12 protein-coding genes are annotated in these 13,509 nt (G+C 74.6%); 10 read left to right on the plus strand and 2 right to left on the minus strand.

Annotation, left to right across the window (positions count from 1 at the left end; all coding sequences use genetic code 11):
* Positions 1 to 111 precede the first annotated feature (111 nt).
* Together AB0442_RS07435 and AB0442_RS07440 are read left to right on the plus strand one after the other, a co-directional pair.
* Positions 112 to 729 (plus strand): GNAT family N-acetyltransferase, encoded by a 618-nt coding sequence (locus AB0442_RS07435; RefSeq protein ID WP_366161335.1) that lies wholly within the window; start codon positions 112 to 114, stop codon positions 727 to 729.
* A 199-nt stretch (positions 730 to 928) separates the two neighbouring features.
* Positions 929 to 1,711: a helix-turn-helix transcriptional regulator gene (locus AB0442_RS07440; protein WP_344626666.1), complete on the plus strand. Its 783-nt coding sequence runs from the start codon at positions 929 to 931 to the stop codon at positions 1,709 to 1,711.
* 23 nt (positions 1,712 to 1,734) lie between these two features.
* Here AB0442_RS07440 and AB0442_RS07445 read toward each other — a convergent pair whose 3' ends face one another.
* Positions 1,735 to 2,037 carry a hypothetical protein gene (locus AB0442_RS07445; RefSeq protein WP_366161337.1) on the minus strand — a complete coding sequence of 101 codons (303 nt, stop codon included), beginning with the start codon at positions 2,035 to 2,037 and terminating at the stop codon, positions 1,735 to 1,737.
* On the opposite strand from AB0442_RS07445, the gene AB0442_RS07450 reads away from it, so the two are divergent.
* From AB0442_RS07450 to AB0442_RS07480, 7 genes are all read left to right on the plus strand, one after another.
* Complete coding sequence (locus AB0442_RS07450) at positions 2,024 to 2,839, plus strand: 3-hydroxybutyryl-CoA dehydrogenase (protein WP_366161339.1); 816 nt, start codon at positions 2,024 to 2,026, stop codon at positions 2,837 to 2,839. The two genes, AB0442_RS07445 and AB0442_RS07450, sit on opposite strands and share 14 nt — an antisense overlap.
* Positions 2,840 to 2,923: 84 nt before the next feature.
* Positions 2,924 to 4,135, plus strand: a complete 1,212-nt coding sequence (locus tag AB0442_RS07455; protein WP_366161340.1) for an aminotransferase class I/II-fold pyridoxal phosphate-dependent enzyme — start codon at positions 2,924 to 2,926, stop codon at positions 4,133 to 4,135.
* On the plus strand, positions 4,128 to 5,369 hold the full coding sequence (locus tag AB0442_RS07460) for an MFS transporter (RefSeq protein WP_366161342.1): 1,242 nt from the start codon (positions 4,128 to 4,130) through the stop codon (positions 5,367 to 5,369). Before AB0442_RS07455 ends, AB0442_RS07460 begins: the two co-directional genes overlap by 8 nt.
* A 55-nt stretch (positions 5,370 to 5,424) precedes the next feature.
* Entirely contained in the window at positions 5,425 to 7,029 is a 1,605-nt protein-coding gene (locus AB0442_RS07465) for a carboxyl transferase domain-containing protein (RefSeq protein ID WP_366161344.1), read from the plus strand.
* A gap of 5 nt (positions 7,030 to 7,034) precedes the next feature.
* Positions 7,035 to 8,999, plus strand: a complete 1,965-nt coding sequence (locus AB0442_RS07470) for a biotin carboxylase N-terminal domain-containing protein (RefSeq protein ID WP_366161346.1) — start codon at positions 7,035 to 7,037, stop codon at positions 8,997 to 8,999.
* 282 nt (positions 9,000 to 9,281) lie between these two features.
* A complete protein-coding gene (locus AB0442_RS07475; RefSeq protein WP_366161348.1) occupies positions 9,282 to 10,688 on the plus strand; it encodes an ABC transporter substrate-binding protein in 1,407 nt (468 codons plus the stop codon).
* 170 nt (positions 10,689 to 10,858) lie between these two features.
* Positions 10,859 to 11,356: a hypothetical protein gene (locus AB0442_RS07480; protein WP_366161350.1), complete on the plus strand. Its 498-nt coding sequence runs from the start codon at positions 10,859 to 10,861 to the stop codon at positions 11,354 to 11,356.
* A gap of 69 nt (positions 11,357 to 11,425) precedes the next feature.
* On the opposite strand, the gene AB0442_RS07485 is transcribed toward AB0442_RS07480, so the two are convergent.
* On the minus strand, positions 11,426 to 11,935 hold the full coding sequence (locus AB0442_RS07485; protein ID WP_366161352.1) for a MarR family transcriptional regulator: 510 nt from the start codon (positions 11,933 to 11,935) through the stop codon (positions 11,426 to 11,428).
* Between the two features lie 179 nt (positions 11,936 to 12,114).
* On the opposite strand from AB0442_RS07485, the gene AB0442_RS07490 reads away from it, so the two are divergent.
* Positions 12,115 to 13,377: a multidrug effflux MFS transporter gene (locus AB0442_RS07490; RefSeq protein ID WP_366161354.1), complete on the plus strand. Its 1,263-nt coding sequence runs from the start codon at positions 12,115 to 12,117 to the stop codon at positions 13,375 to 13,377.
* The last annotated feature ends 132 nt before the right edge of the window (positions 13,378 to 13,509 follow it).

Below are 13,509 nucleotides of genomic sequence, written 5' to 3' on the forward strand. Positions count from 1 at the left end.
CGCAACGGTGCGGAGCGGCGGCCGAAGGGGGGCGGCGTGCCGGACGAACACGCCGCCGGGGCGGCGCCTGGTCGCCGCCGACCCGCACGGATCGTGGTTCGCCACGCCCGAATGGGTGCTCTCCTGGTGGGAGACGCTCGGGGCGGACGGCCCGGCGGCGGACCGGGCCGAGGTCGCCGTCCGGCGCGGCCCGGAGGGCGGCGTCGAGGCCGTCCTCCCGCTGCTGCGCACCCGGCTCCGCCTCCACCCGCGGCTGCCGTTCACCGCCCGCTGCCTCACCCTGCTCGGCTCCGGCCCGGGCGCGGCCGACCACTGCGGGCCGGCGGCGACGGCCCCGCCTTCTGCCTCGCCGAGCACGACGGCCGCACCGTCGGCGCGCTGTACGGCTTCCGTTGGAACGGATCCTTCGTCTATTACCAGATCGGCAGGGACGTGGGCTGGGCGCCGCTGCGGCTGGGCACCGTGCTGATCTCCGAGGCCGTCCGCGCCTGCGCCGAGCAGGGCCTGCACACCTTCGACTTCCTGCGCGGCACCGAGCCCTACAAGTACCGGTTCGGCGCGGTGGACCGCCACGACACCACCCTGCTGCTGCCGCACGGCCCCACCGGCCCCCTGCTCGCCCTCAAGCACCGCCTCAAGGGTTGCGGCGGGCGGCCCGCGGGGCCGGCGGGAAACGCGGAATCGGTGCCGCGTTCGCGGGCAGCCGGTAGCCCGGATCGACCGGGGTAGAATCCCGGAAAGGCGTGACGTGCACATCCGTCCCGGGGGGATTTTCGGGATCCGCGACGACCGCTCCCGGGCCCGGGAGTCGGCCGGGTCTCCGGCGTTCTCGAATTCAACCGTCCGAATGTGGCGCAAGCCACAGCTGCGGGCGCGGGCGAGGGGCCGGTGCGCCGGAACATCGGACCGAGACCGGAGAAATACCCAGATGCCGCCCGAGGAATCCGCCGCCCGCCGTGCCGAGGCCCTGCCCGGACTGAACGTGCTGCTGCGCAGCTGGCGCAGCAGGGCCGGCACCAGACTCGGGCTCGGCAAGCCCCTGCCGCAGGTCGACGTGGCGGGGCGGGTCGGCATGAGCGAGCGCTGGTACCGGGATCTGGAGCGCGGCACCCTGCCGCGCCTGGACCCCCGGGTGCTGGCCGGCCTGGCGGACGTGCTCGTCCTGGACGCCGACGAGCGCGCCACGCTCTACCTGTACGCCCTCGGCGGCACCCCGTACGTCGCCCCGCCCGTCCCGGGCCGGGCTCCCGACCTGCACGCGCTGCAGGAGCTGCTGGACCGTCAGATGCCCAGGCCCGCCTACCTGACCGACAGCTCGTGGAACGTCATCGGCCACAACCGGGCGATGGCCGAGTGGTTCCCCTGGGTCCTCGCCCCGGACGCCAACCTGATCCGCTGGGGGCTGACGTCCGACGAAGCGCGCGAGCAGATGCTCGACTGGCCGCAGCACGCCCGGATGTACCTGGCCATGGTCCGCTTCGCGATGGCGCAGCACCCGGACGACCCCGGGCTGGCCGCCCTGCTCACGGACGTCCTGCGGGACCCGACGTGCCGCCGGTTCTGGCAGGAGCGGACGTGCGTGGTCGCCAACCGGGACGGCCACCTCTTCCGGCTGCGGCTGCCGCACGTGTCCCCCGATGTGATCGATGCGGTGACCCAGGTCCTGATTCCGGCGGGGCACCAGGGCCTGCGTTTCGTCGTCGTCAACTGAATACAGGGGGATCCGGGCAGGATTCAACGGGCGGCGACCGGCAAATATTTTCCGGTTCGCCGCCCTGTGTGCTTTTGTCCGGATCGGCGAATCGGCAAATAATTGCCGGTTGACAGTGCGAGCAACGCGTTGGAAGTCTTTTCGACCGCCGGGTCGGACACGATCCGACCCGGCGAGTTCCATTCGAAGAACCCGGAGAACGTGGTGCACGCATTCAGCTCGGCCAGGCGGAAGAATTCGGCGGCGGAGGGCATTTCGCAGGACGACGGCGTCCACCGCGTCGAGCGGGTCGGCGTGGTCGGCTCGGGCGCGATGGGCTCCGGCATCGCCGAGGTGTGCGCCGTCGCCGGGGTGGACGTCAGGGTGGCGGTCTCCCGTGAGTCCTCGCTGCGATCCGCACCGGCGCGGATCGCCGCCGCGCTGGACCGGCGGGTCGCCAAGGAGAGGCTGACCGCCGAGGAGCGGGACGCGGCGACGGCCCGGATCTCCTTCACCACGGACCTCGGCGACCTCGCCGACCGGCAGCTGGTGGTCGAGGCGGTTCCCGAGGACGAGGCGCTCAAGACCGAGCTGTTCCGCACCCTCGACAAGGTGGTGGAGGACGACGCCGTGCTCGCCTCCACCACCTCGGCGATCACCATCACCCGGCTGGCCCGGGCCACCACCCGCCCGCAGCGCGTCATCGGTGTCCACTTCTTCAACCCCGTCGCGGCGATGCCGCTGGTCGAGGTGGTACCCACGCTGCTCACCGACGACGCGGTCCGGCGGCGGGTCGAGGCCTTCCTGACCGACCGGTTGGGCAAGGTGTCGATCCCGTCCGGCGACCGCAGCGGGTTCGTGGTGAACGCCCTGCTCGTTCCGTACCTGGTCGCGGCCGTCCGGATGGTCGAGTCCGGATTCGCCTCCGCCGAGGACGTCGACCAGGGCATGCAGCTGGGCTGCGGCCACCCGATGGGTCCGCTCCGCCTGTGCGACATGGTCGGCCTCGACGTGGTCGCGGCCGCCGCCGACGCCCTCTACCGCGAGTTCCGCGAGCCGTTGTACGCCCCGTCCCCGCTGCTGTCGCGCATGGTCGAGTCCGGCCTGCTCGGGCGCAAGGCGGGCCGGGGCTTCTACGAGTACGCCTGAGCCCGCCGCCGGAGGCCTCCGGGCCTCCTACCGGTCCTGCCCCGGCCGCCCCTTCCCCCCGTCACCTCCCCACGGAGCACCACCATGCACGCGTTCATGAACATCAAGAAGTCGGCGAGGATCAGCCACGACTTCTGGGAGACCACCACCGAGGCCGGCATGTTCGACATCGTCGCCGCCGGTCTGGGTGACGGCCGGCACCGGTCGCTCGCCGACGGCCACGAGTTCGTCAACATGTCCTCGTACTCCTACCTGGGCCTCGACACCCACCCGAAGCTCGTCCGCGCCGCGGCCGACGCGGTGCTCGCCGAGGGCTCGCTCAACACCTCGACCTCCCGGATGCGCATCCGCTTCGCCGCCCTCAGGGACGCCGAGGACGCGCTGTCCGAGCTGTTCGACGTGGAGGCCGTCACGGTGGCCTCCTGCGCGGCCGCCGCCTGGGCCGCCCTGCCGCTGCTCGCCTCCGGGCTGCTCACCGGCGGGACGCCGCCGCTGATGGTGTTCGACAAGAACGCCCACTTCTGCCTCAACGCGATGAAGGCCAACGTCGCCGACGAGACGCAGGTCGTCACCGTCGCCCACGACGACCTGGACGCGCTGGAGGACCTCTGCCGCAAGCACCCCCGGGTCGCGTACGTCGCCGACGGCGTCTACAGCACGGGCGGCAGGGCGCCGGTCGCGGACCTGTTGCGGCTGCAGGAGAAGTACGGCCTGTTCCTGTTCTTCGACGAGGCCCACGGCATCTCCACGGTCGGGGCCAACGGCCGCGGCGTCGTGCTGGAGACGATGGGCGCGATCAACGACCGGACGCTGATCATCACCTCGCTGAACAAGGGCTTCGGCGCCTCCGGCGGCGCGATCTTCCTGGGCCCCCGGGGCTCGCGGGAGCGCCGCGACGTCGCGCTGCGCAACGGCGGGCCGCTGATGTGGTCCCAGCGGATCAACACGGCCGGCCTGGGCGCCGTGATGGCCTCGGCCGAGCTGCACCGCTCCGACGAACTCGGCCTGCTGCAGAAGCGGTTGCAGCAGAACGTCGACCTGTTCGACAGCCTGCTGCCGACGGCGCGGGCCGGTGACGGGCTGCCCATCCGGTTCGTCGACATCGGCTCCGAGGACGCCACCGTGGCCCTCGGCCGGGCCCTCCTGGAGCAGGGCTACTACGCCTCGCCGATCTTCTTCCCGGTGATCGCCCGCGGCAAGGCCGGCCTGCGGCTGATGCTGCGCGCCAACATGAGTACGGCGGAGATCGAGGACTTCTGCCACCGGCTCCGGCAGCTGCGGGCGAGCCATGTCTGACGGGTCGCCGCGGGCGGTGCTCCGGGCGCAGCCGCCCGCGGCGGCGGCGCCCCGGCCTGAGCGGCGCACCCTGCTGGTGGCGTGCGTGCTGGTGTTCACGGCCCAGATGGCCACCACCGTCTACCTGCCGTCGCTGCCGGCCGTCGAGCGGGCCCTGGGCGTCTCGCGCAGCCTCGCCGCGCTGTCCGTGTCGCTGTTCGTGGTCGGCGCGGCAGCCCCCGTGGTGCTCTGGGGGCGGGCCGCCGACCGGTACGGCCGGCGGGCGGCGGTGCTCGCCTCGCTGGCCCTCTTCACCGGCTCCAGTGCGCTGCTCGCGGCCGCCGGCTCGGTCACCGCGCTGCTGGTGCTGCGCGCAGTGCAGGGCGTCGGTGCGGGTGGCGCCGCCATCATCGCCCGGATCTTCGTCCGGGACCTCGGCGGCGGCGACGCGCTCGCCCGCCGGCTGTCGGTGCTGTCCGTCGCGTTCGTCTCGGCGCTCGGCGGCGGCCAGTTCCTGGGCGGCCTGATCGGCCGGTACGCGGACTGGCGGGCCGGTTTCGCCGTCCTGGCCGCCGTCGGTGCGGCGGGTGCGGTCGGTGTGCTCACGCTCCCGCTGGAGCCGGGCCGCGGCCGGCAGGAGCAGGCCGGCATGGTCCGGATCTACCTGGGCATCCTGGGTGTCCGGCAGTTCCTGCTGCCCACCGTCGCGGGCGGTCTCGGGTTCGCCACCATCGTCCTGCTCCAGGAGGTGGCGCCCTTCGTGACCCAGCAGCACTTCGGCCTGACCGCCGGCGAGTACGGCGACCTGGGGCTGCTGTTCGGCCTGGCGTACCTGGCCGGGGCGCTGCTGGTGAACCGGCTGGTCGCCACGGTGGGATCGTCCTGGCTGATGCGCCTGGGCGCCCTGGTGATGACCGGCTCGGGGCTGCTGACGGTCGCGCTCTGGCTGGTGCCGGGGCTCGGGACGACGGCGGCGCTGGTGGTGTTCGTGGCGCTCTACTGCGCCACCACCTTCGGCCAGGCGGCGCTGTTCCCCAGCAGCATGGCGGTCGCGGTGAGCGCCGTGACCGAGCACGGCGCCTACGCGGTGGCCCTGTGCGGCTTCCTCGCGCAGTCCATCGCCGGGGTCGCCGCCACCGCCGCCGTCCTGCTGCACGCGGACCTCGCCTGGTCGGCCGTCGCGACCGGCCTCAGCGCCGCGGCCCTGCTGCTGGTCGGCCGGCGCGGCCCGCGCCCCGCACACCCACGTACCTGATCCCCGCCCACCCCGGCCGCAAGCCCCCGTACTCCACAGCGATCAGCAAGGTCCCATGACGACACTCCGTTCCCACATCGACACCACGTCGGAGACGTTCCGCCGCAACGCCGCGGCCTTCGACGACAAGCGCCGCATCATCGCGCAGGCCCGGGCCGCCGCGCTGGCCGGCGGCGACGCGAAGGCCCACCGCCGGCACGCCGAACGCGGCAAGCTCACCGCCCGCGAGCGCGTGATGCGCCTGCTGGACCCCGGGACCCCGTTCCTGGAGGTCGGGCAGCTGGTCGCGCACGACGTGTACGACGAACCCGTCCCGTCCGCCGCCCTGGTCACCGGGGTCGGCACGGTCGGCGGCCGGCCGACGATGGTCTTCGCCAACGACGCGACCGTCAAGGGCGGGACGTACTTCCCGCTGACCGTGCAGAAGCACCTGCGGGCCCAGAAGGTGGCCCGGCAGAACGGCCTGCCCTGCATCTACCTGGTCGACTCCGGCGGCATCTACCTGCCGCTCCAGGAGGACCTCTTCCCCGACGAGTACCACCTGGGCCGGATGTTCCGGAACATCGCCGAGATGTCCGCCCTCGGACTGCCGCAGATCGCCGCGGTGATGGGGTCGTGCACGGCGGGCGGGGCCTACATCCCGGCCATGTGCGACGAGGCGGTGATCGTCCGGGGCAACGGCACGATCTTCCTCGGCGGGCCGCAGCTGGTGCGCGCGGCGACCGGCGAGGTCGTCGATGCGGAGACGCTCGGCGGCGCCGACCTGCACACCCGGGTGACCGGGGTCGCGGACCACATCGCCGAGAACGACGAGCACGCGCTGGAACTCGTCCGGGAGATCGCCGTCCGCAACAGCCGCAGGGCCGTGTCGGGGCCGCCGCGCGAGCCGCGCCCGCCGCTGTACGACCCGGCCGAACTGCCCGGCATCGTCAGCGCCGGCCTGCGCGAGCACATCCCGGCCCGCGAGGTGCTGGCCCGGCTGCTCGACGGCAGCGAGTTCACCGAGTACCGCAGCCGCTACGGGCCGACGATCGTCTGCGGCACCGGACACGTCGGCGGCTACCCCGTCGGTGTGGTCGTCAACGACGGCGTGCTGTTCCCCGAGAGCGCCCAGAAGGCCGCCAACTTCATCGAGTTGTGCGTCCAGCGGGACCTCCCGCTGCTGTTCCTGCACAACATCAACGGCTTCATGGTGGGCGCCGAGTACGAGGCGGCCGGCATCGCCAAGCACGGCGCCAAGCTGGTCAACGCGGTCTCCTGCGCGAGGGTGCCGAAGTTCAGCCTGGTGATCGGCGGCAGCTTCGGCGCCGGCAACTTCGCCATGTGCGGCCGCTCGATGGGCCCGCGGATGATGGCGATGTGGCCGAGCGCCAAGTCGACGGCGGTGGGCGGGGAGCAGACCGCGACCGTGATGGCGCTGATCCGCGGCGACCAGCTCGCCAAGGAGGGCCGGACCCTCTCCGCCGAGGAGGAGGAGTCCATCAAGCGGCCGATCATCGACACCTACGAGCGCCAGTCGCACCCGCTGTACTACGCGGCCCGGATGTGGGTGGACGCCGTGGTGGACCCGACCGACACCCGCGAGTGGCTGACGCTGTGCCTGGCGATGGCCGCCGACGGTCCCCAGCAGGAGACGCGCTTCGGCGTGTTCAGGATGTGATGACGATGCTGAAACGAGTTCTGATCGCCAACCGCGGCGAGATCGCCCGCCGGATCGCCCGGACCTGCCGCCGCCTCGACGTGGAGTACGTCGCCGTCCACTCCGACGCCGACCGCTCGGCCGCCCACCTGGAGGGCGCGGTCGACACCGTCCGGCTCGGCCCCGGCCCCGCCGCCGACAGCTACCTGCGGATCGAGGCGCTGGTCGACGCGGCGCTGCGCACCGGCTGCGACTCCGTGCACCCCGGCTACGGGTTCCTCTCCGAGAGCCCGGCGTTCGCGGCGGCCGTCGCCGGGGCGGGCCTGGTCCTGATCGGTCCGGACGCCCGGATGATCGCCGCCATGGGCGACAAGGCCACCGCCCGCGAGCTGATGGCCGCCGCCGGGGTGCCCGTGCTGCCGGGCTCCGAGCACGCCACCGAGTCGCCGGAGCAACTGGCCGCCGACGCCGGGCGGATCGGTTACCCGGTGATCCTCAAGCCGGTCGCCGGCGGCGGGGGCAAGGGCATGCAGGTGGTCGACCACCCCGACCGGCTGGCCGAGGCGGTGGCCGCGGCCGTCCGGCTCGGCCGCAGCAGCTTCGGCGACGGCCGGCTGCTCGCCGAGCGCTACGTGCCGCGTCCGCGCCACATCGAGGTGCAGGTCTTCGGGGACGCCCACGGTTCGGTGGTGCACCTCTTCGAGCGGGAGTGCTCCCTGCAGCGCCGCCACCAGAAGATCGTCGAGGAGGCGCCGGCGGCGGGCCTGCCGGCCGGGGTCCGCGCGGCGATGCTGGACGCGGCGGTGCGCGGCGCCGGGGCGCTCGGCTACGTGAACGCCGGGACGTTCGAGTTCATCCTCGACGCCGACGACCGGTTCTACTTCCTGGAGGCCAACACCCGGCTCCAGGTCGAACACCCCGTCACCGAGGAGATCACCGGCGTCGACCTGGTGGAGTGGCAGCTGCGGGTCGCCGCCGGGGAGCGCCTGCCGCTCGCCCAGCACGAGATCACCGCCACCGGCCACGCGATCGAGTGCCGCGTCTACGCCGAGGACCCGGACGAGGCCTTCCGGCCCGCGCCCGGCCGGGCGGAGCGCGTCGAGTGGCCGACCGGCGTCCGGGTCGAGGCCGCCTTCGACCGGGCCGGCGAGGTCTCCGCCTTCTACGATCCGATGATCGCCAAGCTGGTGGCGCACGGACCGGACCGGGTGGCGGCGCTGCGCACCCTCACGGACGCGCTGCGGGCCACCGCCGTCGTCGGCCTGACGACCAATCTGGGCTTCCTCGGTGACCTGCTGCGCGACCGGCGGGTGGTCGCCGGGCGCCTCGACACCCACCTGGTCGACGGGTTCGTCGCGGAGGCCGGCCGGGTCGAGCGCGCCTGGCGGGCCGCCGCGTGCGCCGCGGCCATGGAGGTGCCGGCCCTGCCCGGCGGTCCGGCCTCCCCGTGGCACGGCACCGCCGGCGCGCTCGACCGGGGCGCGCTGGACCCGGCCGCGCCGCTCGGCCGGGTGGTGACCCGCGACGCCGGGCGGGAGTGGGAGGCCAGGCTCACCGAGGTCGGGCCCGGACGGGTCCGCGGCACGGTGGACGGACGGTCCTTCGAGCTGACCGTCGCTCACCGGGACGGGCTGTACCGGGGCACGCTCGGCGACCGCGCGTGGTCGGGCGTCCGCACGCCCACCGGCTTCGAGATCACCGTCGACGGGTACCGCACCGCCCTCGACGTCCCGACCTTCGCCCGGGGCGACGCGGACGCCGTCGGCAACGAGGTGCGGTCGACCATGCCGGGGGTGGTCGTCGGCCTGCCGTGCGCGGTCGGGGACCGGGTCGAGGAAGGAGCCGTCCTGGTCGTCGTCGAGGCGATGAAGATGGAGAACCGCATCCTCGCGCCCTTCTCCGGCGTGGTGGCCGAGGTCAGGTGCACCCTGAACGGCCTGGTGGCGGCCGACCGGACGCTGGTGGTGCTGGCCGAGGACGCGCAGGACTGACGGGCGGCCGGGCGCGGGCCGCCCGGACCCGCGGGTGGCGGGCCGTACCGGCACGGCCCGCCACCGACGGTCCGTCAGCCGCCCGCCCGCGTCCGGCCCCCTTCGCAAAGGGTCCGTGTCGATCCGGCATGCGGAACGGCCGCGTTCCGCCGCAAGCCGACCCCGCCGAACCCTTGACAGGCACCGGACGGTGCCAGCAAGGTCCTGGGAGCGCTCCCACTAGGTGTTCCGCCGGGCCCGTGGGGCGCCTCCCACCCGATCCGTCAGTGAACGAGGCACCACATGCCAGGTACCAGGCGCCGCACGACCGGCTCCCCCGCCGTGGCCGGATCCGGACGCCGGACGGCCCCCTCCCCCGGGGGCGCCGCCGAGCCCCGCCGCCGCCGACGACTGCTCAGGGCGGCCGCCGCGCTGGGCTGTGCGGCGCTCGCCCTGACCGCGTGCAGCAGCGGCCCGGTCGCCGCACCGCAGTCCGAGTCCCCGTTCGGCGAGACCATCACCCTCGAGGTGGGCACCTTCGGCTCCTTCGGCTACCGCGAGGCCGGGCTGTACGCGGACTACATGGCCAAGCACCCGGAGGTCGTCATCACCGAGGCGGCGACCCAGGACAGCGAGGAGTACTGGGCGGACCTCACCGCGGGGCTCACCGGCCGGGGCGGCAAGCCGCTGGCCGACATCCAGGCCGTGGAGGTCGGCTACATCTCCGAGGCCACCGGCCCGCTCGCCGACAAGCTCGCCGACCTGCAGGCGGCCCCCGGGGTCCACGCCTCGTCCTGGCTGCCGTGGAAGTCGGCCCAGGCGACCACCGCCTCCGGCGCGCTGGTCGGGCTCGGCACCGACACCGGGCCGATGGCCGTCTGCTACCGCAAGGACCTCTTCCAGAAGGCCGGCCTCCCGTCCGACCGCGAGGCGGTGGGCCGGCTGTGGGCCGGCGACTGGTCGAAGTTCGTGGACGTCGGCCGCCGCTACAAGGCGCACGCACCGGCGAGGACCACGTTCACCGACTCGGCCGGCGGCCTGTTCAACGCCGTGCTGTCGAGCCAGCCCGAGCAGTTCTCGAACGCCCGCGGTGAGCTGGTCTACGAGGACAGCCCCGGGGTGAGGAAGGCCTGGGACCTCTCGGTGTCCGCCGCCCGTTCCGGACTCACCAGCGGCCTCAAGCAGTTCGGTCCGGAGTGGAACGAGGCGCTGTACCTCTCCGGCTTCGCGACGATCGTCTGCCCGTCCTGGATGACCGGCGTGATCAGCAAGTACGCGGGCGACCGCGGCGAAGGCCTGTGGGACATCGCGCCCGCGCCGGCCGCCGGCAACTGGGGCGGCGCCTTCCTCACCGTTCCGAAGGCCGGCAAGCACCAGAGGGAGGCCGCCGCACTGGCCGCCTGGCTGACCGCCCCCGAGCAGCAGGCCAAGGTGTTCGCCGCGACCGGCAACCTGCCCTCGGCCACCGCCGCGCTGGAGTCGAAGGCCGTCCAGGACGCCACCAACCCGTACTTCAACAACGCCCCCACCGGCCGGATCTACGCCGACGCGGCCCGCACGGTCCTGCCCGCCCCGATCGGGCGGATGGACGGCGCGGTCAAGGCCGCCATCAGCGACGTCGCCCTGGTGGACGTCGCCCGCAACGGCACCGACCCGAAGAAGGCCTGGAACGCCGTGATGAAGCAGATCACCGAGAAGACCGGCGGCTGACCCGGCCCGGGACGCCCGGAGCCCCCGTGCCGGCGGATGGGAGCGCTCCCGTATGCTGGACACAGCCCGGTTCCGCGCCACCCCCCGCGGCGCGGGACCGGGCTCCCGTGGCTGTTCCGGCCCTCCCCCGCCGGAACGGCGCAGGTTCCCGGCCCGCGGCCACCAGGTGCATGTGGGGCACCTGGTGGCCGCGGGCCGACCCGCTCGGCCCCCGCCGGCCGCCCGGCGTGCCCGCCGCCGCCCGGGCCGCCCGCCGTCCTGCCCGCGCCGGGATCGGGCAGCACCCGTACCGCGGCGGCGTCGTTGGTACCGGTATGAACACGTGCCACCCGTCCGCGCCCGATGCCCCTCCGGCCGCCGTCCCGCCGCAGGCCCTCGCCCTCCCCTTCGCGTACCAGGAGTTCGGATCCGCCGGCGGCCCCGCCGTGCGGCGGTCCGCCGCCGTCCGGGCGCCGCAGCAGACCCAGAGCTGGACGACCAGTGCGGCGGAACAGGCCAGCGACGTGCTGAGCGGCCTGCGGACCGTCGAGGTGCCGATGGCGGCCCTGGAGGCGGCCCTGCTGATCCTCACCGAGCTGGTCGCCCGGCCGCACGAGAGCACCGGGATGCGGGAGGCCGCCCGGGAGATCTGCGGCGTCTTCGCCGGGCTGACCGACCCGGCGCTCTGAGACCCGCGGCCGCCCGAACGTCCCGCCGCCGTCCCGCCGGGCGTCCGGGACGTCCGGGCGGGCCCGGTCTCAGCGCTCGGGGTTCTCCACGACGGCGCGGAGGGCGGCGAGCAGGTGCGGCCGGTCGTCGGGGGCGACCGGGGCGAGCAGCAGCCGGTCGACGATCCGGGCGTGCACCTCCGAGGCGCGGCCGAACGCCACGGCGCCTTCGGGGGTGGCCCCGACCAGGGTGATCCGGCGGTCCGCGGGCGAGGGGGCGCGCCGGACGAGGCCGGCCTGCTCCATGCGGTCGACCAGCCGGGTGGTGCCGCCGCTGGTCAGGGTGAGGCCCTCGGCGAGCTCCCGCTGCGGGACCCCTTCGCCGCGGGCGCGGGCGAGCATCAGCAGCACCTCGAACATGGTGTGGCTGAGCCCGCACTCGGCCCGCATCGCGGCGTCCACGGCCCGGTCGAGGCGGGCCGCGGCGCGCAGCAGCAGGCCGAGCTCGTGGACGGCCGGGCGGTCGGCCGCCGCCGCGAGCTCCGCCGCCGTCCGGTGCTCCCCGGACGGCCGGCCGGCCGCCGCCGGTGCGATCTCCATGGCCGGTGAGTCTACTGATCGTTTCCGGCGCCGTGCCCCGGCGAATCGACTGAGCAGTCAATTGCTGAGCAGTCAGCTATCCGGCTACCCTGGTCCGGCACACCCCGGTCCCGCACCCCGCGCCGCCCGGGCCGACCGCCGGAGAAGGCCGACCGCCGGAGAAGACGGAGAGACCGCCGATGAACCCCGCCTCCGCCCGGCCGGCCCGCACGGTCGCCGCGTCCGCGGCTTCCCCCGCCGGGTCCGCGGCGCCCGGCCCCGGCCGGCGCCTGCGGCTGATCGTGGTGCTCGGCGCGCTCTCCGCCTTCGGGCCGCTCTCGCTCGACATGTACCTCCCGGCCCTCCCCGCCCTCGCCGGGGACCTCGGCGTGCGGGACGCCGACGTGCAGCTCACCCTGACCGCCTGCCTGCTCGGCCTCGCCCTCGGCCAGCTGGTGGCCGGGCCGCTCAGCGACCGCCGGGGCCGGCGCGGCCCGCTGCTGGTCGGCCTGGCCGGCTACGTCGCCGCGTCCGCACTCTGTGCGGTGGCGCCCGACGCCGAGGTCCTGACCGCCGCGCGGCTGCTGCAGGGCCTGGCCGGCGCCGCGGGCATCGTGATCAGCCGGGCGGTCGTCCGCGACCTCTACGACGGCGTCGAGGCGGCCCGCTTCTTCTCGCTGCTGATGCTGGTGAACGGCCTCGCGCCGATCCTCGCCCCCGTGGTGGGCAGTCAGTTGCTGCGCTTCGCCGACTGGCGGGCGGTGTTCGCGGTGCTCGCCGCCGTCGGCGCCGCACTGCTCGCGGCCGCGGCGCTCGCGCTGCCCGAGTCGCTGCCCGCCGAGCGGCGCAGCGGCGGCGGCCTGCCCCGGACGGTGCGCAGCTTCGGCGGGCTGCTCGCCGACCGCCGGTTCATGGGGTACGCGGTGGGCGCCGGGTGCGCCTTCGCCGCGATGTTCGCGTACATCTCCGGTTCCTCGTTCGTGCTGCAGCAGGTGTACGGGCTGGACGCCCAGCAGTTCAGCCTGGTGTTCGGCGGCAATGCGCTGGGCCTGGTGCTGCTGGGCCAGCTGAACGCGCGGCTGCTGCGCAGCCGGTCCCCGGAGGTGATGCTGCGGGCGGGTCTGGCGGTATCGGCGTCGGGCGGGGCCGGGCTGCTGCTGGCGGTCGTCGCGGGGCTGGGGCTGTGGGCGGTGTGCGGCTCGCTGCTGCTGGTGGTGGCGGCGGTGGGGCTGGTGATGCCGAACTCGACGGCGTTGGCGCTGTCCGGGCGGGACGACGCGGGCACGGCCTCGGCCCTGCTGGGGCTGCTGCAGTTCGCCCTGGGCGGGCTGGCCGCGCCGCTGGTGGGTCTGGGCGGTTCGGGGTCGGCCCTGGCGATGGCGGTGGTGATCGCCGGTTTCGCGGCGGCCGCGGTGCTGGTGCACGCGCTCTGGCTGCCGCGGCCGGCGGCGGCGTCGCTCTGACACCCGGCCCGGGCCGGGGCGGCGGCGGGCACGGAATCCGCACAGGTTTCCGCGTCCGGTACCGGCCGCGTCTTTTGCGGGGCCGCCGGGCGCGGGGGCAGGCTGGATGCGGGAGCCGAGAAGGCGAGGAGA

Source organism: Kitasatospora sp. NPDC085895, assembly GCF_040702125.1.
Lineage (GTDB): Bacteria > Actinomycetota > Actinomycetes > Streptomycetales > Streptomycetaceae > Kitasatospora > Kitasatospora arboriphila.